Origin of the sequence: Caballeronia sp. INML3B, from assembly GCF_023631305.1 — a bacterium.
Classification (GTDB): domain Bacteria; phylum Pseudomonadota; class Gammaproteobacteria; order Burkholderiales; family Burkholderiaceae; genus Caballeronia; species Caballeronia turbans.
The window spans coordinates 195,336-216,413 of sequence record NZ_JALQDI010000039.1; the positions used below are offsets into that span (position 1 = coordinate 195,336).

The 21,078-nt window shown below is 66.3% G+C and carries 18 protein-coding genes; 5 read left to right on the plus strand and 13 right to left on the minus strand.

Features of this window, described 5'->3' with window-relative positions:
• Window positions 1–35: 35 nt before the first annotated feature.
• Both NCS58_RS15315 and gabT read right to left on the minus strand, forming a co-directional pair.
• Entirely contained in the window at window positions 36–1,496 is a 1,461-nt protein-coding gene (locus NCS58_RS15315; protein ID WP_061118230.1) for an NAD-dependent succinate-semialdehyde dehydrogenase, read from the minus strand.
• Window positions 1,497–1,631: 135 nt separating this feature from the next.
• The gene (gene gabT / locus NCS58_RS15320) at window positions 1,632–2,927 is read right to left on the minus strand and encodes a 4-aminobutyrate--2-oxoglutarate transaminase (protein WP_086961038.1); all 1,296 of its coding nucleotides are present in this window, start codon (window positions 2,925–2,927) and stop codon (window positions 1,632–1,634) included.
• A 132-nt stretch (window positions 2,928–3,059) separates the two neighbouring features.
• Between gabT and NCS58_RS15325 the strand changes: the two genes are divergently transcribed.
• Entirely contained in the window at window positions 3,060–4,547 is a 1,488-nt protein-coding gene (locus tag NCS58_RS15325) for a PLP-dependent aminotransferase family protein (protein ID WP_061118229.1), read from the plus strand.
• A 163-nt stretch (window positions 4,548–4,710) separates the two neighbouring features.
• Window positions 4,711–5,904 carry a M20 aminoacylase family protein gene (locus NCS58_RS15330; protein WP_250477319.1) on the plus strand — a complete coding sequence of 398 codons (1,194 nt, stop codon included), beginning with the start codon at window positions 4,711–4,713 and terminating at the stop codon, window positions 5,902–5,904.
• 9 nt (window positions 5,905–5,913) lie between these two features.
• Here the strand turns inward: NCS58_RS15330 and NCS58_RS15335 are convergent, their stop codons facing one another.
• From NCS58_RS15335 to NCS58_RS15355, 5 genes are all read right to left on the minus strand, one after another.
• Window positions 5,914–7,455, minus strand: coding sequence for a methyl-accepting chemotaxis protein (locus NCS58_RS15335; protein ID WP_061118361.1), 1,542 nt, complete (start codon window positions 7,453–7,455; stop codon window positions 5,914–5,916).
• A 127-nt stretch (window positions 7,456–7,582) separates the two neighbouring features.
• Complete coding sequence (locus NCS58_RS15340; RefSeq protein WP_250477320.1) at window positions 7,583–7,744, minus strand: hypothetical protein; 162 nt, start codon at window positions 7,742–7,744, stop codon at window positions 7,583–7,585.
• Window positions 7,745–7,770: 26 nt separating this feature from the next.
• Window positions 7,771–8,379 (minus strand): glycosyltransferase family 9 protein, encoded by a 609-nt coding sequence (locus NCS58_RS15345; protein WP_061118228.1) that lies wholly within the window; start codon window positions 8,377–8,379, stop codon window positions 7,771–7,773.
• A 314-nt stretch (window positions 8,380–8,693) separates the two neighbouring features.
• Window positions 8,694–9,134 (minus strand): hypothetical protein, encoded by a 441-nt coding sequence (locus NCS58_RS15350; RefSeq protein WP_250477321.1) that lies wholly within the window; start codon window positions 9,132–9,134, stop codon window positions 8,694–8,696.
• A gap of 173 nt (window positions 9,135–9,307) precedes the next feature.
• Complete coding sequence (locus NCS58_RS15355; protein WP_061118226.1) at window positions 9,308–10,807, minus strand: UdgX family uracil-DNA binding protein; 1,500 nt, start codon at window positions 10,805–10,807, stop codon at window positions 9,308–9,310.
• Between the two features lie 199 nt (window positions 10,808–11,006).
• Here NCS58_RS15355 and NCS58_RS15360 point away from each other — a divergent pair, with 199 nt between their 5' ends.
• Window positions 11,007–11,717 (plus strand): glycosyltransferase family 2 protein, encoded by a 711-nt coding sequence (locus NCS58_RS15360; RefSeq protein ID WP_061118225.1) that lies wholly within the window; start codon window positions 11,007–11,009, stop codon window positions 11,715–11,717.
• Window positions 11,718–11,793: 76 nt separating this feature from the next.
• Here the strand turns inward: NCS58_RS15360 and NCS58_RS15365 are convergent, their stop codons facing one another.
• The 4 genes from NCS58_RS15365 to NCS58_RS15380 all read right to left on the minus strand — a co-directional run bounded on the left by NCS58_RS15365 (window position 11,794) and on the right by NCS58_RS15380 (window position 16,406).
• The gene (locus NCS58_RS15365; protein ID WP_061118224.1) at window positions 11,794–12,381 is read right to left on the minus strand and encodes an NTP transferase domain-containing protein; all 588 of its coding nucleotides are present in this window, start codon (window positions 12,379–12,381) and stop codon (window positions 11,794–11,796) included.
• A 112-nt stretch (window positions 12,382–12,493) separates the two neighbouring features.
• The gene (locus NCS58_RS15370; protein WP_061118223.1) at window positions 12,494–14,716 is read right to left on the minus strand and encodes a xanthine dehydrogenase family protein molybdopterin-binding subunit; all 2,223 of its coding nucleotides are present in this window, start codon (window positions 14,714–14,716) and stop codon (window positions 12,494–12,496) included.
• Complete coding sequence (locus NCS58_RS15375; RefSeq protein WP_061118222.1) at window positions 14,713–15,702, minus strand: xanthine dehydrogenase family protein subunit M; 990 nt, start codon at window positions 15,700–15,702, stop codon at window positions 14,713–14,715. Before NCS58_RS15375 ends, NCS58_RS15370 begins: the two co-directional genes overlap by 4 nt.
• Before the next feature lie 11 nt (window positions 15,703–15,713).
• Complete coding sequence (locus tag NCS58_RS15380; RefSeq protein ID WP_061118360.1) at window positions 15,714–16,406, minus strand: (2Fe-2S)-binding protein; 693 nt, start codon at window positions 16,404–16,406, stop codon at window positions 15,714–15,716.
• Between the two features lie 425 nt (window positions 16,407–16,831).
• On the opposite strand from NCS58_RS15380, the gene NCS58_RS15385 reads away from it, so the two are divergent.
• Window positions 16,832–18,727 (plus strand): tetratricopeptide repeat protein, encoded by a 1,896-nt coding sequence (locus NCS58_RS15385; protein WP_061118221.1) that lies wholly within the window; start codon window positions 16,832–16,834, stop codon window positions 18,725–18,727.
• Window positions 18,728–18,742: 15 nt separating this feature from the next.
• Here the strand turns inward: NCS58_RS15385 and NCS58_RS15390 are convergent, their stop codons facing one another.
• Complete coding sequence (locus NCS58_RS15390) at window positions 18,743–19,258, minus strand: isochorismatase family protein (protein ID WP_061118220.1); 516 nt, start codon at window positions 19,256–19,258, stop codon at window positions 18,743–18,745.
• A 5-nt stretch (window positions 19,259–19,263) separates the two neighbouring features.
• The gene (locus tag NCS58_RS15395) at window positions 19,264–20,586 is read right to left on the minus strand and encodes a hypothetical protein (protein ID WP_061118359.1); all 1,323 of its coding nucleotides are present in this window, start codon (window positions 20,584–20,586) and stop codon (window positions 19,264–19,266) included.
• A gap of 62 nt (window positions 20,587–20,648) precedes the next feature.
• Here NCS58_RS15395 and NCS58_RS15400 point away from each other — a divergent pair, with 62 nt between their 5' ends.
• Window positions 20,649–21,071 (plus strand): GFA family protein, encoded by a 423-nt coding sequence (locus tag NCS58_RS15400; RefSeq protein WP_061118219.1) that lies wholly within the window; start codon window positions 20,649–20,651, stop codon window positions 21,069–21,071.
• The last annotated feature ends 7 nt before the right edge of the window (window positions 21,072–21,078 follow it).

A 21,078-nucleotide genomic window follows, 5' to 3' on the forward strand; every position in this document is an offset into this window, starting at 1 on the left:
GAGGCTTTTTGTATCACACGAGGCGAAACGCGCGATCAGACTGCCATGCAGAGATACTTGATGACGACGTAATCGTCGATGCCGTAATGCGAGCCTTCGCGTCCGAGTCCGGACTGCTTGACGCCCCCGAACGGCGCCACTTCGTTCGAAATCAGCCCGGTGTTGATGCCCACCATGCCATATTCGAGCGCTTCGGCCACGCGCCAGATGCGGCCGATGTCGCGGCTATAGAAGTACGCCGCGAGACCGAACTCGGTGTCGTTGGCGAGGCGCACGACTTCATCGTCGGACGAGAATTTGAAGATCGGTGCAAGCGGACCGAACGTTTCCTCTTTCGCGACTTTCATGTCGGGCGTGACGCCGGTCAGCACGGTCGGCTCGAAAAATCCGTGACCGAGCGCGTGACGCTTGCCGCCCGACGCGATCGACGCGCCTTTCGCCACTGCATCTTCAATGTGCGATTCGACCTTTTTCACCGCCGCTTCGTTGATGAGCGGACCGAGCGCCACGCCGCTTTCGGTTCCGAGCCCGACCTTGAGTTTGCCGACAGCCGCCGCCAGCTTTTGCGCGAACGCATCGTAGACGCGCTCGTGCACGTAGAAGCGGTTCGTGCACACGCAGGTCTGGCCGCTGTTGCGATACTTCGATGCAACCGCGCCTTCCACGGCGGCGTCGAGATCGGCGTCGTCGAACACGATGAACGGTGCGTTGCCGCCGAGTTCCAGCGTCACCTTCTTGACTGTCGGCGCGCTTTGCGCCATCAGCAGACGCCCCACGGCGGTCGAGCCGGTGAACGACAGCTTGCGCACGATCGGGTTGCTCGTCATTTCGCCGCCGATCGCCTTCGGGTCGCCGGTGAGGATGTTGAGCACGCCCTTCGGCAAGCCAGCGCGCTCGGCGAGCACGGCCATCGCGAAAGCGGAGAAAGGTGTCGCTTCGGCGGGCTTCACGACGATCGGACAGCCGGCCGCGATCGCCGGGCCAACCTTGCGCGTGATCATCGCGGCGGGGAAATTCCACGGCGTGATCGCGGCGCACACGCCGATCGGCTCCTTCGTCACGACAATGCGTTTGTCGGCGGCGGGCGTCGCGAGGGTATCGCCGGCAACGCGCTTGCCTTCTTCCGCGAACCATTCGATGAACGACGCCGCATAGCCGATCTCGCCCTTTGCCTCGGCGAGCGGCTTGCCTTGCTCGGTCGTGAGGATCAGCGCGAGATCATCGGCGTTGGCGGTCATCAGGTCGAACCAGCGGCGCAGGATGATTGCGCGTTCTTTTGCGGTTTTCTTGCGCCATGCGGGCCATGCGGCGTTGGCAGCATCGATGGCGCGGCGCGTTTCGTTCGCGCCCATCTTCGGTACGGCGCCGAGCGATTCACCATTCGCCGGGTTGATGACGTCGAAGGTCTCGCCGTCGTCGGCTTGCTGCCATTCACCGTCGATGTAGGCAGCGTGACGCAGCAGCGTCGGATCCTTCAGTTGGTCTTTCAAGTTCATGTCTTTGTGAGTCCCTGGTTTGGCTCTTGGGGCTTTTTTTGTTGTTGTTGCCGGATTCCACGAAATCCCAAGCAAACAAACGAAAACATTACGCGAGGCACCAAGAGCCGCGCCTCGCGCATCAAGAATCAGAAATCAAACGGCAACACCAACCGTCTCGACGAGCACCTCTTCAAGAATCCCGATAGCTTCATCGAAGACCTGTTCCTGAATGGTGAGCGGAAACAGGAACCGAACAACGTTCGAATAGACGCCACACACGAGCAGCAGCAAACCGCGCTCCAGTGCACGCGTTTGCACGAGCTTGGCGAAGGCCGCATCCGCGTCATGCGAACCAGGCTTGCAAAACTCGACGGCGATCATCGCGCCGGGCCCGCGCACATCGGCGATTTGCGGCACATCGCCCTTGAGCGCTTCGAGCTTTGCCTTGAGCTTGTCGCCCAGCACCGTCGCGCGCTCGCAGAGCTTTTCATCGTCGATGATGTCGAGCACCGCGTGCGCCGCCGCCACCGCCAGCGGATTGCCCGCATACGTGCCGCCGAGACCGCCGGGCGCGGCCGCATCCATGATCTCGGCGCGCCCGACGACGCCCGACAGCGGCATGCCGCCCGCGAGCGACTTCGCGATCGTCATCAGATCCGGCACGACGCCGTGGTGCTCCATCGCGAAAAGCTTGCCGGTGCGCGCGAAGCCGGTCTGCACTTCATCGGCGATCAGCAGGATGCCGTGCTCGTCGCAGATCTTGCGCAGGCCGCGCACGAAGTCCGAGGGCGCCTCATTGAAACCGCCTTCACCCTGCACCGGCTCGAAGATGATCGCGGCGACGCGCGTCGGCTCGATATCCGCCTTGAACAGATGCTCGATCGCGCGCAGCGAATCCGCGACGGACACGCCGTGCAGCGCATTCGGGAACGGCGCGTGATAGACGTCCGACGGGAACGGCCCGAAGCCGATCTTGTACGGCGCGACCTTGCCGGTGAGCGCCATGCCCATCAGCGTGCGGCCGTGGAAGCCGCCCGTAAAGGCGATGACGCCGGGACGGCCCGTCGCCGCCCGCGCGATCTTCACCGCGTTCTCGACGGCTTCCGCGCCGGTCGTGAAAAACGCCGTCTTCTTCGCGTGCGAGCCCGGCGCCCGGGCGCTGATTTTCTCGGCGAGCGACACATACGACTCGTACGGCACGATCTGATACGCGGTGTGCGTGAAGCAGTCGAGTTGCGCGCGGATCGCCTCGACGATCTTCGGATGGCGATGCCCCGTGTTGCATACCGCGATGCCCGCCGCAAAGTCGATGAAACGGCGGCCCTCGACGTCCCACAATTCCGCGTTCTCGGCGCGCGCCGCGTAGAAGTCGCACATCACGCCCACGCCGCGCGGAGTCGCGGCATTCTTGCGGGCGTGCAGGTCGGCGTTCTTGAGGTTGGTGCTCACAGGGAAATCTCCTTCGCGCGAGAGCGCATGTCGATGGTTGGCCGCATCGGCCGACTGAACTTAACGACGACTATAGTAAGATTTGGCCCTCAAGTTCAGAGCCATTTCAATAAATCTATAGGAGCCAATTCGATGTCCCTCCGCGCGAGCGTGCTCTCCGACTGGCTGGCGCAGCGCATCGACCGCACGAGTGGCCAGCCCATCTACCGGCAATTGCATCGGCTCCTGCAGCAGGCGATCCTGACGCGCGAGCTCGCGGCGGGCGCGAAAGTGCCGTCGTCGAGGCTGCTCGCGGCGGAGTTGGGCGTCGGGCGCAATACCGTGACGCAGGTCTACGAGCAACTCGCGCTCGAAGGCTACGTCTCGTCGGCGACGGGGCGCGGCACGTTCGTCGCGGACAGCGCGCCCGACGAGATCCTTTTCGACGATGCGCCGCCCGCGGCCGCCGCTTCGGCCGATACCCGATCGACGCTTTCCACGCGCGGCGCACGGCTGATTTCGGGCGCGGGCGTGTCGAAGCGCCAGGGCGGGGCGTTCATGCCGGGCGTGCCGGACGTGTCGCGCTTTCCGTCACGCGTGTGGAACCGGCTGCACGCGAAATACTGGCGCAAGCCGCTGCCCGATCTGCTCACTTATGCGCCCGGCGGCGGCCACGCGGGGCTGCGCCACGCGCTCGCTCACTATCTGCGCACCTCGCGCTCGGTGCGCTGCACGCCCGAGCAGATCGTCGTGACGACGGGCATCCATCAGTCGATCGACCTCGCCGCGCGCCTGCTCGCGGATTCGGGCGACACGATCTGGACCGAGGATCCGTGCTACTGGGGCGTGCGCAGCGTGTTGCAGGTGTCCGGCCTCGATCTGAAGGCGATTCCCGTCGATGCCGAAGGCATCGCGCCGACGCCCGCCGATATCGCGTCGCCGCCGAAGCTGATGCTCGTCACGCCGTCGCATCAATATCCGCTCGGCATGGTGATGAGCCTCGCGCGCCGCCGCATGCTGCTCGAATACGCGCGCCAGCACCGCTGCTGGATCATCGAGGACGATTACGACAGCGAGTTCCGGTACGGCAGCCGGCCGCTCGCGTCGCTGCAGGGCATGGATCCGGCGGGGCAGGTGATCTACGTCGGCAGCTTCGGCAAGACGCTGTTTCCGGGGCTTCGCATCGGCTATGTCGTGGTGCCGGAAGCGCTCGCGGACAGCTTCGCGACCGCGAGCGCCGAGCTGTATCGCGAGGGGCAGCTGTTGCAGCAGGCGGTGCTCGCGGAGTTCATCGAGCAGGGACATTTCACCTCGCATATCCGGCGGATGCGCGCGCTCTATGGCCAGCGCCGCGACGCGATGCTCGCGACGATCGCCGGGCGCTACGGCAACACGCTCGCCATCGCCGGCGGCGATGCCGGGCTGCATCTCGTATTGAAGCTGCCGAAGGAGATCGATGATCGCGCGCTCGCCGCCGCGGCGCTCGCCGAGGACATCGTCGTGCGGCCGTTGTCGGGGTACTACGCGCGTCGGCGCGACGCGGAATCCGGTTTGCTGATCGGTTATGCGTGTGTGCCGGACGATGAAATCGCGCCGGCTTTCGGGAAGCTTGCCGGGGTGATCGACCGCTTTGTGCAGTGAAGCCGGGCGAAACTTCACGGTTCGCTTTCGTTCAACCAAAAAAAATCCCCGAAGAACTGGAAACCGCGCCGCATGTGGAGGATCATGTGCGCCGTTTTCCATGTATCCGCATCACGCGGCCGGCACGCCGCGCCGCACGACTCATCTCAGCAAGGGCTTCTCCATGACGACTTCGTCCGACCAACACTTCACCGTCATCGCCGATCTCTCCGACGACGCGCCTTCGCTGCGCGAGATTCGCCATGACATCCACCGTCATCCGGAGCTGTCCTACGAGGAGACGCGCACCGCGGCGCTCGTCGCGGACCGGCTCGAAGCGTGGGGCTGGCAGGTGACGCGCGGTGTCGGCGGCACGGGCGTCGTCGGCACGTTGAAAGCGGGCGACGGCACGAAGAGCATCGGCCTGCGCGCCGACATGGACGCGCTGCCGATCATCGAGCAGACGGGCAAGCCCTACGCGAGCGAGACGCACGGCAAGATGCACGCCTGCGGCCACGACGGCCATACGACGATGCTGCTCGGCGCCGCTCGCCATCTCGCGCGTACGCGCCGCTTCAGCGGCACGGTGCATCTGTATTTTCAGCCGGCGGAAGAGCACGGCGTGCCGAGCGGCGCGCAGAAAATGATCGAAGAAGGGCTCTTCGAACGCTTTCATTGCGACGCCGTGTTCGGCGTGCACAACCATCCCGGCGCGCAGCCCGGCACGTTCCTGTTCCGCAAGGGGCCGTTCATGGCGGCGGGCGATCAGGTGTCGATCGTGATCGACGGCGTCGGCGGGCACGCGGCGCGCCCGCATCTGAGCGTCGATCCGGTCGTCGTGGCGTCCGGCATCGTGATGGCGCTGCAGACGATCGTCGCGCGCAACGTCGATCCGGCGCAGCCTGCCGTCGTCACTGTCGGCTCGATGCACGCCGGAACGGTGAACAACGTCATCCCCAGTCGCGCGACGCTCGAACTCTCGGTGCGCTCGTTCGATCCGCACGTGCGCGAACTGCTCAAGCGCCGCATCAAGGAACTGGTGGAATCGCAGGCCGCGAGCTACGGCGCGACCGCGACGGTGAAGTATCTGGAAGGCTATCCGGTCGTCGTCAATTCGGACGCGGAGACGGAGTTCGCGATTCAGGTGGCGCGCGAACTGGTCGGCGAGCAAAACGTCGTCGCGCACGCGGATTTGCTGATGGGCAGCGAGGATTTCGCGTTCATGTTGCAGCAGCGGCCCGGCTCGTTCCTGCGCCTCGGCAACGGTGCGGGCGAGGACGGCTGCATGGTCCACAACCCGCACTACGACTTCAACGACAAGAACCTGCCGGTCGGCGCGGCGTATTGGGCGCGGCTCGTCGAACGATTTCTCGCGTGACCGAAAGCCTTACGCCGGCAACCTGAAACTTCCGATCGCCTCGCGCAGCACATCCACCTGATCTTTCAGAGAATGCGCGGCGGCGGCGGCCTCTTCGACGAGCGCGGCGTTCTGCTGCGTCACCTGATCCATCTCGACGACCGCACGGTTCACCTGCTCGATGCCCGCGCTCTGCTCGTGCGACGCGTGGCTGATCTCGTCGAGAATCTCGTTCACGCGGCGCACCGATTGCACGATCTCGGTCATCGTCGCGCCCGCGTTCGTCACGAGCGACGCGCCTTGCTGCACCGTCTGCGTCGATGTCTCGATGAGCGCCTTGATCTCCTTGGCCGCCGTCGCCGAGCGCTGCGCGAGACTGCGCACTTCGGCCGCCACGACCGCGAAGCCGCGTCCCTGTTCGCCCGCGCGCGCCGCTTCGACGGCCGCATTGAGCGCGAGGATGTTCGTCTGGAACGCGATGCCGTCGATCACGCCGATGATGTCGCCGATCTGCTGCGAACTCGCGGTAATGCGCGTCATCGTGTCGATCACGTCGTCGACGACGCCGCTGCCGCGCGTCGCCACATCCGCCGCCTGCTCCGCGAGCCGCGCCGCCTGCGCCGCGCTTTCGGCGTTGTTCTTCACGTTGGCGGTCATCTGGTCCATGCTCGACGCGGTCTGCACGAGCGACGCGGCCTGCTCCTCGGTGCGCTGCGACAGATCGGTATTGCCCGCCGCGATCTCCGATGCGCCCACGTTGATGTTCTCCGTGCCGTTGCGCACGCGCGAGACGGTCTCGACGAGACCGCGCTGCATGGTGTCGAGCGCGTGCAGGAGACTCGTCGTGTCGTTCGGATGAACATCGACCGTGCTCGTCAGATCGCCGCGCGCAATGCGATGCGCGGCGTCGACCGCGAGCTCCAGCTCGCCGCCCAGATTGCGTTTGATGCTGCGCAGGACGATCAGCATCGCGACCGTCGCGATGCCGCCGAGCAACGCCGTGATCCCGAGCCAGCGCAGCGCGCTCGCCCAGAACGCGCTCTGCACGTCGTCCATGTACATGCCGGTGACGAGATACCAGTCCCACGCAGCGAAGCGCTGCGAGTAGGAGAGCTTGCCGACCGGCTTGTCGCTGCCGGGCTTGGGCCACAGATAGCTGACGAAGCCGCCGCCCGGCTGATCGCCTGCCTTCACGATATCGACGAACAGGCGATTGCCCGCCGGATCGGCATAGGACGAAAGATCCTTGCCGTTCATGGCGGGCTTGATCGGGTGCATCACCATCGTCGGATGCGAATCGTTGATGGACAGATAGCCGTCCGTGCCGTAGCGGATCGCGCCGACCACTTCGAGCGCGCGCTTCTTCGCTTCCTCTTCGGTGAGCGTCTTGTTCGCGGCGAGCGCGGCGAAGTGCGCCGTCACGGCGTGCGCCTCGTTGACGAGGGTCTTTAGCTGCTCCTTGCGGTCGTCGATCATCGACGTCCGGTTCTGCCACGCCCCGATGATCCCGATCGCGATCAGGCCGATCCACAGCACGGCGATCAGCGAGCCGAGCTTCTTGTTCAACGTCATTCTGTTCATGTTGCGCCGTCGCCTCTTTGCGTTGTCTGGTGCGACGGCGCGCGCCGCCGCATGCCCGCTTTACGGCAGGCAAGGGCGGCGGTTGTAGGGCGGGAATTCCCGTAGGGAAAGCGTCGGCTCAGAGACGGCGGATCGGGTCCTTGTCGGGCGGCGCGTCGGGATGCTGCGGCTCTTCCGGACGATGACCCGGCGAAGGCGGCGTAAGCGGATCGGCTTCCGGATCGCGGTTCGGGTCCGCGATGGGATCCGGAACGGGACTGGTCTGCATGTCGAATTTCATGATGTTCCCCGCAAGGTGGACCGGCGCTACACGGACTCGTGCGCCGCCGGCATGTGCAGCGTGAACGGCGCTCCCGGATGCGCGTCGCCGGTGTTCGACAGCGCGGCGCGTGCGCGGGCGACGATCGCGTCGCTGTTCGTGTCGCGCGGATGCTCGTCGAGGACGATATGCGCCGTGCCCAGCGCGCGGGCCGCGGCGACGGGCGAGGACGCGGCGGCGTCGTCGGACACGAGCAGGCGCGCATTGGCGATCAGACGCGGCAGCGCGGCCGGCGCGACCGCGCCCGCGAGAAAGAGCGCGGCCGTCTGCATCGCGCCGAGCACGCCGGCGGTGCGCTCGGGATCGGGCGCGTCGCCGACGATCGCGATCTGCCAGCCATCGGCGGCGAGCTGGTCGGCGACATCGGCATAACGCTGCGCGGGCCACGCGGGCGCGGCGTGGTGGCTGCCCGGATGAATCAGCACGAGGCGCTCGCGCTCGATGCCGTGGAACGCGGCGAGTTCGTCGTAGGCGCCGGGGTCGTCGTGATCGGCTGCGGGCGGCACTGCGTCCGCGCATGGGATCACGCTCGGCGCGTCGGGAACGAGCGCGCTCGCGAGGTCGTCGCGCAACGTGTAAAGGGGATTGGCTCGCATCCTGGCTCCTGCAAGTGGCGTGGCCTCGTTCGATGTCCGCAAAATCGCGGCGGCCGCGCATTTGGCAAGCACCCGTCATGCCCGGGGCGCCTGTCGCGCGGATAGCCTGCAAGCGCCACGCGATGGACACAGCTTGCGTCCTGAAGCGTGACAGTTTGACCGTCGGTTGCGGCATCTGTCACGTATTGAAGGAGGCGCGGCGGCACTCGTCAAGGCGCGCGACGTTCAGCGTCGATGTAAAAAAACCGCCGCCTCGGGATGGCGAGGCGGCGGCTTTCGTGCTGCTTTCGTTGACTTGGCGCGGCGCGGGGTGCTCAGGTTTCCGCGTTGCCGTCGTCGGCGGGCAGCGTCTTCGGCGTGAACGCTTCGGCGCGGCGGCGGATGCGCTCGACTTCGCCGGTCACGAACGTGCGCTTGTCGGCGGCGAGCGCGTCCTGATAGGACATGCCTTCCGGTACGCGATGCAGCAGCGCGCGCAATTCGCCTTGCGTCGTCTGCTCGACGGGTTCGTAGTCGTACAGGCCGAGTTCCAGTTCGGCGCGCTCGTGCAGGATGAACAGACACGACGCGAACACCGCGACGCCGAGCACTTCCTGCGCGCCGAAGCGAAATTCGTGCGGCACCGGCGAGAACGGCAGCCATGCGATGAGCGCCACGCCCGCGAGCGCCACGGCGATGGTCACGTTCAGCAGGATTTGCAGGCGCGCGATGATGCGCTCGCGTTCGGTCTGCAGTTGCCCGGCCGATTTCGGCACGAGGGCGACGTTAGATTCTTGACGACGGAGTTCTTCGAGCGGGAGAGCGGCCATGGAGGTTGTCGTCGGGACCATCGGTGAGCGCCAAAGCGGCGCGACACCGGTATAACGCGCGGCTTACAGGAACGTTGACGGCGCTTTCGTCTTGTTGCGCCTGTTTCGTCCTGTTGCATCTAGCGCGTCCGGTCCCCGACCGGCGTGCGGATGGTTGCGGTGCCGTCCGCGATCTGCTGCGCGAAGACGAGCGCTTCGACGATCGTCCCGAAAACTTCCGCGCGCACTTTGTCGTCGGTCAGGCGCATCAGATACGAGGGGTGATAGGTCGGCACGATGATGTGACCCTTGTGCTCGATGGTCTTGCCAAGATACTCGGACAACGCCGTGCGATGCCCCGTGAGCGCCTTTAACGCCGTCGCCCCGAGCGCGACGACGACTTTCGGCGCGATGCGCTTCAGTTCTTCCTCGAGCCAGTAGCGGCAGGCTTCGCGTTCACGCTGCGCGGGCGCGAGATGCGCGCGTTCCTCGCCGTGCGCTTCCCATTTGAAGTGCTTCACCGCGTTCGTCAGATAGAGCGACGCGCGGGGAAGCGCGGCCTCGGCGAGGACTTCGTCGAGCAGCGCGCCCGCCGCACCGACGAACGGCTTGCCTTCGCGATCTTCCTGATCGCCCGGCTGTTCGCCGACCAGCATCACGCGCGCATCGGCGGGACCGACGCCCGGCACGGCCTGCGTCGCGTTGCGCCAGAGCGCGCAGCGCTTGCACGCGTCGAGCGACGGCGGCTCCGTCAGCAGCGTGCCCTTGATCGGCTCCAGATCCGTGTTGATGGTCACTTCCATCTCGGGCGGCACGTTGCGCGGATGGCGGTCGCGCCGCGAATAAGGATCGGCGCGGGAGATCAGCGCGGGATCGGTGCGCGCGTTCGGCGGGCTTTTCCAATAGCGCACCGGCATATGCGACGCCATTTCGGCGGCGTTCGCCTGCGCAGGCGCGAACGTGCTTTCGTAGTACGCGAGCCAGAGCGCCTCGATGGCGTCGCCGCTCACCGCCTCGCCGCTCATGGCGGTGTCGCCGAAGTCCATCGGCTTTTCCTCCGGCTCGCTCGTGCGGTCCACGCGCAACAGCGCGCCGTCCCAGAAAGCGGCGCCGTGCGGCGTGGCGATCATCCACGTGGCGCTGCCCATGCGGGTGGCGAAGTGCATCGCGGCGTGCTCAAGCAGGTCGTGCACCGGTTCGAACCAGCTGATGAACTCGGGCGGCCCGAGCGAGGAATCGCGATGACGGAAGCGCAGCTTGCTGCGCATCTCACGCTCCTCGGCCTCGACCGATTCGATCATCCGGCGCAACCGATGCCCGTCCCCGTCATCCGACGATGCGATCGCGCGATCACCCTGCGTCCAGCGCCACAACGCCTTGTAGAGAAACGGCCAGCGGTCCGGCGCGCGGTAGCACGCCGCCGTTTCGAGCATGGCGAGGAATTCGCGCGCGACCTTCACGGGCTTCTTCGCGTTCGGATCGACCGAGCCGGGCGCGGGCGGATCGATGGAGCCGAACACCGTGGCCGAGGCATCGGTTTCGCGCCACTGCACGTCCGCGGGATGCGCGCCCTCCATGAGGAGCGCGCGCGCCTCGGAACGCCAGGCAGCAAACGACGGGTCGATGGTGACGCATTTCATCGGCGAGCGGAATCAGAAAAGTACTGTATATCCATACAGTGATTCTAGCGATGTGCGGCGCTTTCCGGCAACTATTTCGCGACGATCGTGCCCTTTGACCGCCGATGTGGCGGGCGCTGAAACATGGGAACGCTCATTGCTGAAATTCATCCATCGCGGCGTTCGATTGCCTGCGGACACACTTACACACGGAGCCGAAATGCTTGCCATCGTCATTCCCGCTCACAACGAAGCCGCGCATATCGGCGCGTGCGTAGCGGCCGCGCGGCGCGCTGCGGATCATCATCAGTTGCTCGGCGAGGCGGCGTGCGTGATCGTCGTCGCCGACAGTTGCGCCGACGAAACCGCCGACATCGCGCGGGCGCTGGGTGCGCACGTGTGGTGCATCGAGGCGCGCAACGTCGGCGTGGCGCGCGCGCATGGCGCCGAGCGGGCGCTCGCGCTGGGCGCGCGCTGGCTCGCCTTCACCGACGCCGATACGACCGTTGCCGAAGACTGGCTCGTGCGCCAGCTCGACTGCTGCGCGGATGCGGTGTGCGGCGTGATCGGCGTGCACGACTGGTCGCCGCATATCGGCGCGGTGCGCGAGCACTTCGGACGCACGTACACCGACGCGGACGGGCATCGGCATATTCATGGCGCGAACCTGGGCGTGTCGGCGAAGGCGTACATGCAGGCGGGCGGGTTTGCGCCGCTCGAGTCGAGCGAGGATGTGGCGCTCGTCGAGGCGCTGGTGGCGATCGGCGCGAAGATCGAATGGAGCGCGTCGCCGCGCGTGGTGACGAGTGCGCGGACGGATTTTCGGGCGAAGAAAGGATTCGGTGCGACGCTGCTGGAAGTCGGCAGGCGTTATTTGCCGATCGGGACGGACGGCGCCGATTCGGCGGATTCGGTGGCGATTGCGGCGTGAGCGCGGCCGGCCACGCTCGCCGCTCCGCGCACATTTATTTAATGATCCGAATCAACCTGGCGCGGACGAACCGCCTTTAGACCTGGCCGAGATCGCTCGGCACATCCACATCGCGCAGCACATTCGGATCATCAATCTCGACGATGAACGGCGCGTGAGTCGAAAGGATGCCGCGCGCGCCCGCATCGCCGTCGAGCGCGGCGAGCGCCTCGCGATGCGCCATGCCGAATCCCACCGGATGCCCCCGCGTGCCCTGATAAAACGGCGCGACGAGTCCGGCGCCGGCGTCGAGCGCCCGCGCGACCGCTTCATACGTCGCGGCTTCTATCCACGGCATGTCGCCCAGCGCGACGAGCCAGCCATCGGATTCCGATGTCGCGCGCACGGCCGCGGCGAGCGCCGCGCCCATGCCGCGCTCGGCATCGATGCTGAAAATGACATTGCAACCCGCTTCGTTCAAAACATCGGCGAGCTTTTCCGCGCCGGGCCGCACTACCGCGATCACTTCGGCGGCGACCGCGAGCAGCCTGCGCGCCGATTGAAACACGACGGGCGTGCCGTCGGGCAGGGTGGCGAGCAGCTTGTTGTGGCGGCCGGACGGGTCGAAGCGGGTGCCGAAACCCGCTGCCAGCAGGATGCCGGTCGCGTTCGACGAATAGGTCATCGCGGCTGCTCGTGTGGGGATCGAAGAGGAATTGTGCGGCGCATCGAAGATCGTCGCAAGCATAAAAAAAGCACGCGGCGGTCGTGATGACCGCCGCGTGCATCGTTTCACGTCAGGCCGTCGTCGGCGGCAATATCTTGTCGAGTGTGATCGGCAGGTCGCGCACGCGCACGCCCGTCGCGTGATACACCGCGTTGCCGAGCGCGCCCGCCACGCCCGTTATCCCGATTTCGCCGATGCCCCGCGCGCCGTGCGGATTGATATGCGGATCGGGCTGGCCGACGAACGAAATATCCAGCGTGCCGATATCCGCGTTCACCGGCACGTGGTACTCCGCGAGATTCGCGTTGGTGTAGCGCCCGTAGCGCGCATCCAGCTCGCTTTTCTCGAGAAGCGCCGAGCCGACGCCCCACACGATGCCGCCCATCAACTGACTGTGCGCGGTCTTCTCGTTGAAGAGCGTGCCGACGTCGTACACCCCGACGATGCGCGGCACGCGAACGATCCCGAGATCGGCATCGACATGCACTTCGGCGAACACCGCGCCGAACGAGTGGAACGAGTACTGTTTTTTCTCATCGCCTGGGCGCGTCGTCGCGACGGCTTCGATCGCGCGGCCGCCGTTGCGCGCGATCACGGCCGCCGCCGGATCGCGCTTGTCCGGATTCGAGAGGCTCACGACCCAGCCGTTGGACACCGTCACGTCCTCGCGCGCGAGACCGGCGACGGGCGATCCGCGATCCGCCAACGCCATCGAGATGAGCTGATCGCGCGCCTCTATGGACGCCGCGCGCACCGCCGGCGACACGCTCGCCGCCGATTGCGAGCCGCCCGACACTGGCGCCTTCGGCAGCGACGAATCGCCGAGCGCGAAGCGCACGTAATCGAGCGGAAAGCCGAGCGCGTCGGCGGCGACCTGCGTCATGATCGTGTAAGTGCCGGTGCCGAGATCCTGTGTGCCGGAGGCGACCATCGCGGTGCCGTCGGGCAGGATGCGCGCAACCGCCGATGCCTCGCTGCGGTTCGCCGGATATGTCGCTGTCGCCACACCCCAGCCGATGAGCGTGTTGCCTTCGCGCATCGAGCGCGGCGCCGCGCTGCGCCGCGCCCAGCCGAACTTCTCAGCGCCGCGCGTGTAGCACTCCATCAGCGCCTTGCTCGACCAGGGTTTCTTCTCCTGCGGCTCCATGTTCGCGTAGTTCTTCAGGCGCAACGCGAGCGGGTCCATCTTCAACTGATACGCCATCTCGTCCATCGCCGTTTCGAGCGCGAACGAGCCGCTCGTCTCGCCGGGCGCGCGCATGAAGGTCGGCGTGCCGATGTCGAGCTTCACGAGCTTGTGCGACGTCGACTGGTTCGGCACCGCGTAGAGCATGCGCGTGACGATGGCCGAGCTCTCGGTCCAGTCCTCGAATGTCGATGTGGTCGAAATGACGTCGTGACGCATGCCGGTCATGGTGCCGTCGTCGCGCGCGCTGATCTGGATGCGCTGCTCCGTGTACGGACGGTTGCCGACTATGCCGAACATCTGCGGACGCTCGAGCACGAGCTTGACGGGCCGGCCCGTCTGCTTGGACGCCATCGCGGCCAGCACGACGTGCGACCACACCGAACCCTTGCAGCCGAAGCCGCCGCCGACGAACGGACAGATCACGCGCACGTCGTCCTCGGAGATACCGAAGAACTTCGCCACCGCGCTTTTCGCGCCGGACACGCCTTGCGTCGCGTCGTAGAGCGTGAGTTTCGGGCCGTCCCAGCGTGCGACCGTCGCGTGCGGCTCCATCGGGTTGTGATGCTCGTAAGGCGTCGTGTAGACGGCGTCGAGGCGCGTCGGGCCTTGCCGCAAGCCGGCGTCGACGTCGCCGCGCTTCGTCGTGATCGCTCGGCCCATCATCTTTTCCGGCTGATACGCGGAGGCCTTCGCGCGTGCGAAATCGGCATTGGGCATCGCGGCCTCGTAGCGCACGTCCACGTAACGCGCGGCGCCTTGCGCGTGCTCCAGCGAATCGGCGACGACGACCGCCACCGGCTCGTTGCTGTAACGCACCTGGTTGGTTTGCAGGAGCGTCAACTTGCGCACGGCGGGCGGCTGCGCGTCGGGAACGCCGCCGTTGGGCAGACGCATCGCGTTCTGATACGTCATCACGAGCAGCACGCCGGGCATCGATTGCGCGCGGCTCGTGTCGATCGAAGCGATGCGGCCGCTCGCGACGGTGCTCGTCACGAGCACCGCATGCGCGAGCTTCGCGTCGCTGTTGTCGGCCGAATAACGCGCCTGGCCGGTGACCTTGAGCACGCCGTCGGTGCGATCGAGCGGTTGTCCGATGAACGTCATGCGACACCTCCTGCCTGTTGAAGCGCGCGCACGATCGCACGCTGCGCGAGCGCGATCTTGAACGCGTTGTCGCGCTGCGGCGCCGCGCCTTGCACGGCGAGTGCGGCGGCGGTTTGCAGCGTCGATTTGTCGAGCGATTTGCCCGCGAGCGCCTGTTCGGTCGCGTTCGCGCGCCACGGCTTGTGCGCGACGCCGCCGAGCGCGATGCGCGCGCTTTTCACGGTGTTGCCGTCCATCTGCAACGCCGCCGCGACGGACACGAGCGCGAACGCATAGCTCGCGCGGTCGCGCACCTTCAGATATTTCGAGTGATCCGCGAAGAGCGGCGGCGGCAGATCGACGGACGTGATCAGCTCGCCCGCCTGCAAGGTGGTGTCGAGATCGGGCCTGTCGCCCGGCAGGCGATGAAATTCCGCGAACGGAATCGTCCGCTCGCCGTTCGGGCCGGTGACGCGCACGACGGCATCGAGCGCGGCGAGCGCGACGCTCATGTCGGACGGATTCGTCGCGATGCATTGACGGCTCGCCCCGAGAATCGCGTGCATGCGATTCATGCCATCGATGGCCGCGCACCCGCTGCCGGGCGCGCGCTTGTTGCACTGGGGAAAGCCCGGATCGTAGAAGTACGAGCAGCGCGTGCGCTGCATCAGATTGCCGCCGACGGTCGCCATGTTGCGCAATTGCGCCGACGCCCCCGAGAGCAGCGCCTGCGACAAGAGCGGGTAGCGCTCGCGCACCCAGGCGTGGTTTGCGGCGTCGCTGTTGCGCACGAGCGCGCCGAGCCGCAGGCCGCCGTCGGGCAGCGCGGTGATGCCGTCGAGCGCGTCGATGTGCGTGATATCGACGAGTCTCACCGGCCGCATCACGCCGCCTTTCATGAGATCGAGCAGATTCGTGCCGCCGCCGATGAACATGGTGCCCGGCTGGCCCGCCGCCGAGAGCGCGGAACCGATGTCCGCGGCGCGCTGATAGGAGATCGCGTCCATGTGCGTCTCCCTTAGGCGTTGCCCGACGCGACGGCTTTCACCGCCGCGACGATGTTCGGATACGCGCCGCAGCGGCAGATGTTGCCGCTCATGCGCTCGCGGATTTCATCGTCGGAGAGTTGCGCCGGGCGAAAGCGCACGTCGGCGGTGACGGCGCTCGCGTCGCCTTTGCGGTATTCGTCGATGAGCGCCGTCGCCGAGCATAGTTGCCCCGGCGTGCAGTAGCCGCACTGAAAGGCGTCCTTCTCGATGAACGCCTGCTGAATGGGCGCGAGCGTGTCGCCATCGGGCGCGAGGCCTTCGATGGTCGTGACGGATTCGCCGTCGTGCATCACCGCGAGCGTAAGGCACGAGTTGATGCGCCGGCCCGCTACGATCACCGTGCACGCGCCGCACTGTCCGCGGTCGCAGCCTTTTTTCGTGCCCGTGAGGTTCGCGTATTCGCGCAGCGCGTCGAGCAGCGTCGTGCGCGCTTCCACTTGCAATTCATACGGATGGCCGTTGATGGTGAGCTTCACGGGCATCATCGGCAGGGCGGCGGGCGGCGGTGCGGCGGCTGGCGTCGCCGCGGCTTGCTGTTGCGCATGCGCGAGCGGCGCGGCGCTCACGGCCGCCGCCGCCGCGGCCGACTGAAGGAAACGCCGGCGCGACGGCTTCTGCGCCGTGTCGCTGGCGTCGTGGGGATGGGTATCGGCTGGGGACATGGGGATCGGTTCTCCTCGCTCGTTCGGAAGGACGCCGCGCCGGCTCGAATCTTTATAGGCTTGTTGGCTCGCGACCGATTGCGACGGATCGGGCGGAGCGCCGATGTTCGAGTTCACGGGAGGCGTATGAGGCGCGGGGTCGCGATCGCTCGTCGACTGTAAGGGAACCGAACGTTCGTCGTCCCGCAACCGGTGAGGTGCAGCAAGTCCGATGCCATGCGGCGGCGTCTCGGATCGGATTCCGGCGCTCATGCGCGCCCATGCTCGAAAACGGGACGATCGTTTCGCTAAACGATCCGGCGTAAGCAACGCTTTGTGACGTCTGCACGCGCGCGCGCGGTTCAAAATTGCATGATTTTCGTCGCCGCGATCGCCGACATGCGATATCGCGGCGCGCAAGCACCTTTCAATCCCTGAGGTCCGTCATGCTCGATCCTTATCATCGCGCGATGCAGCACTATTCGGCGAATCAGTACGGCGAGGCACTGGCCGTTTTGTCGCCGCTGCTCGATCGCCCTCACGCCGATGTCGAGGCGCTCAATCTCGCGGCCGGATGCGCTTATGCGATGAATCGCGTGGATCTGGCCGAGGCGTACTGGCAGCGCGCGGTCGCCGACCATCCGCAGCACCCGGGCGTCCACAACAATCTCGGCAACCTCTACGAGCAACTGAAACGGTTTCCTGAAGCGGAAGCGATGTTCCGGCGCTCGCTCGATCTGAAGCCTGATTTCGCCGAAGCGCATTACAACCTCGGCAATGTGCTGGCGCTGCAGGAGCGGATCGCGGACGCGGAGCAGTCGCTGCGACGGGCGCTCGAATTGCGGCCGGACTTCGCGTCGGCGCATTACAGCCTGGGCAAGCTACTGATGAAGCAGGCGCGCCCCGAAGAAGCGAGGGAATGTTTTGGACTTGCGATCTACAACCGCCCGAACTGGGCCGACGCGCATTTTGGCTTGGGTAGCGCACTCGCCGCCTTGCAGCGCCGCGAGGAAGCCGAGCGCACGTATCGCGCGGCCATCGAATTGAATCCGCGTCTGGCGAGTGCATATCAGGGACTGGCGGAAATACTTGAAACGGATGGACGAGACGCGGGTCTGGAGGACGTCTATCGCCGTCTGGCCGATCAATTGCCCGAGTTGAGCGGCGCTCATTACAACCTGGGCCAGGTGATTTATCGAACCACGGCCCTTGCCGGGTTTGAGCGTATCGACGAGGCTGAAGCGGCATACCGTCGCGCGATCGAGGTCCAGCCGGATTACCTGCCGGCGTACATCGCGCTCGGCAACCTGCTCAAGGAGGACCCCGCGCGCGCGGACGAAATGCTGGCGACGTTTCGGCGCGCCGTGGAACTCGATCCGGATTCGGGGGAAGCCCGGCTCAATCTGGGCGGAGCGCTGCTGCGCGTTGGAGCGTATGCGGAAGGCTGGCCGTTGATGGAATCCCGCTACGACACTAGTGAGCGGCAGCGGCCCATGTTCCCGCCGAGCTTCCCTTTTCCGCGGTGGCAAGGCGAGCCGCTGGCCGGCAAGTCGATACTCGTGCTCCATGAACAGGGATTCGGCGACACTTTCCAGTTTTGCCGCTATCTGCCGATGCTGAAGTCGCAAGGGCTAACGACGCTCTCGTTCGCATCGCCGTTAGCGCCCGCGCTGCTCAGCTCGATCGATGGCGTCGACATCTGCATCGGCGGCGACGCCATCGACAGCCTCGCGCACCATGACTACTGGTGTTTGCTGATGAGCCTGCCGGCGCTGCTCGGAACCACGTACGACACCGTTCCCAACGTCACCCCCTATATCGCCGCGGACGAAGAGCGCATCGCACACTGGCGCAGCCGGCTGCCCGCGCAGGTGCCGAAGATAGGCTTCGCGGCGATGGCCGAGCCGCGGCCGTCCGTGTTCGACGCCCGCCGCTGGATCAGTGCGCAAGCATGCGTTCCATTGCTCGGCGTGTCCGGCGTGCGCTTCGTCAATCTGCAGAAGGCGCCGGTCGCGCGCGCGCAACTCGACACCCTGCCGCCGCATTTTCGGCCGCTCGACCTGATGGACGATGTCCAGGACTTCGCCGATACGGCCGCGATCATCGCCTCGCTCGATCTCGTCATCGCCGTGGATACGTCGGTCGCGCATCTCGCGGGCGCGCTGGGCAAGCCGGTGTGGATGCTACTGCCTTCGAACCCGTGCTGGCGCTGGCTGATCGACGGCGAAGAATCGGTCTGGTACCCGAAAGCGCGTCTGTTCAGGCAGACCAAACCCGGCCAATGGGACGATGTGATCGCGCGCGTCGCGGATGCGCTGGGCCGGTGGCGCGATGGCAATTAAGCACCGATCCGCGCATCATTTGATGAGCGCGAGCGCGTCCCTGAAGCGCGGATGCCTGAAACTGCCGAGCCAGCCGAAGATCGCCGTTTCGACGGTCGTGAGCCGCGCGCCGTCCTGCCTCGCCCGTTCGAGCGCGACGGCGCGATCTTCCGCGCGGCGGGACGCGACCGCATCCGCCACGTATTCCACGCGATAGCCGAGGCGCAGCAGCCCGAGCACCGTGAGCAGCACGCACACATGCGCCTCCGCGCCGGCGACCCACATTGTCGCGGGCGCGGGCGGCAGTGCATCGACGAAGGCGGGCGCGAGCGTCGCATCGAAGGTGTGCTTTTCGATCACCTTTGCCAGCCCAATATCTGCGAGCAGCGCGTCCACCGTCCCGCCGAGCCCGTGCGGATTCTGTTCCGTGACGACCACCGGCACGTCCAGCAGATTCGCCGCGCGCAGCAGCGTGCCGACGCGCGCCGTCACCCGCCCGGCGCCATCCAGATGCGGCAGCAGCCGCGCCTGCATGTCGACGATAACGAGCATGCCGCTTAAGCCTCGCTCTCCATGATCTTGTCGATGAGCCGCGCGTTCTCGCCCGCCGAGCCGATGCCCGCGTGCTTGGCCATCGGCACGAAGAAATGTGTGGCGATCGGCAGCTTCGAGCGTTCGAGCCAACTGTTCAGATGCGCAACGAGCCGTTTCGCCGGCGTCTTCAGCTCCTCGCGCAGGACGCCGGGGAGTTTTTCGAAGTGGCGCATCTCGGTCTGATACGGCTCGGGCGCGACGCACAGCGCGTTGGGCCGGCCATCGACATCGAGGGGAAGCCGCTCCAGCGCCTGATGCAGCAGTGCGACGCCTAGTCCCTCGCCGCGCCACGGCTTGCGCACTTCCCACAGGCTGATGTAAATCACGCGATGCGCATTGAACACCTCGCACAGCTTCTCGGGGCCGAGCGCCTCGGTGGCGGCGAGCGCGAGCGAGAGCATCTCGCCCGAGTACGTGTCGAGCGTATAGACGAGATCGGCGCTGCTCGTGAGCGGCGGCACCTTGACGAGCTGCAGGCGCACCGCCGCCGCGACGATGTCGCTGCCCGCTTCGTGAAACACGGCGAACGCGGTGCCGAGCCGCTCGTCATCGACCTGGGGATACTCGTGGCGATAGGTCATCGTGAAGAGAAACGGCCCGATCTTCTCCCGGTACGCGAGAGGCCGGTCGACATCGTAATCATCGACACCGTCGAGGCCGTAGGGATCGTAGTCGCGTTTCTCGCGCCGCTCGCCGTTTTGCACCGCGGCTGCAAGCGCCGCGAGCGGGCGGCGCGACTCGGGCACGAGATCTTCCGGCAACCCTTCCCACGTGAGGCGCAGGAATTCCCGCCCGCCGCGATAGTGCGTCTCGAAGAGCGAGAGCACCTGCCCGCCCGCGACCGGATCGAGGATGCGCTGCGCGCAATCGTAGGCGCGCTCGAGGAGTTGATCGGCTTCGGCGGGATCGGGCGCGAGGTGCGGCTCGCTGCCCTGCGGCGTGGCGGGCAAGCCTTTTGCGAGACGTTCCCTGTGCGCGAGTTCGAGCCATTCGTCAGCGGCGCGTTCGGCGATGAAACCCGCTGCGATCCGGTAGCCCGTCAGCACGATCGACTGGCCGGTGCGCCCGAGCGGAAACACGTACTCGTCGTTCATGGCGTCGTCGACGGTGACGCCGCGGAAGGTTTCGCGCGGCGCGCTCACGTTCGCGGCCGCATCGAAACGGTCATGCGACAGCACGTGGGCGACGAGGTCTGACGCGGCGGGACCGAATTCCGCTCCGGCGCCGGGAAGCAGCTTCAGCAGGGACAAGGTACTCGTGGTGCCGGTCGTGCTCGATGTGCTCATGAATGCCATCTCCGATCGTGGAGGGTTATCGTAACAAACCGTCGGATTTACGGGAGATATCGATGAACGTTCAAAAGGATGATGAGCGGGCGGCTACGGTTCATGAAGGCGGGTGCGCATGCGGCGCGTTCCGCTTTCGCGCGGCGGGCGGGCCGAAGCGCGTCGGGATGTGCCATTGCATGACGTGCCGGCAGGTGCACGGCTCCGCCTTTGGAGCTTATGCGATTTATGCGCGCGGCGACGTGATGATGAGCGGCAGCCTCTCGACGTGGCGCAGTTCCGAGGACGGCCGCCGGCATTTTTGCCCGGTGTGCGGCTCGGTCGCTTACATGGAATACACGACGCGCGATGAAGTGGACCTGCCTCTCGGCGCGTTCGACGAAACCGGGCTCTTCGAACCGGACTACGAGCTGTGGTGCAAGCATCGCGAGCCGTGGCTGCCCCAGGGCGTCCGTCCGGAGTACGACGAAGAGCGCGCGCACTAGGAGGCGA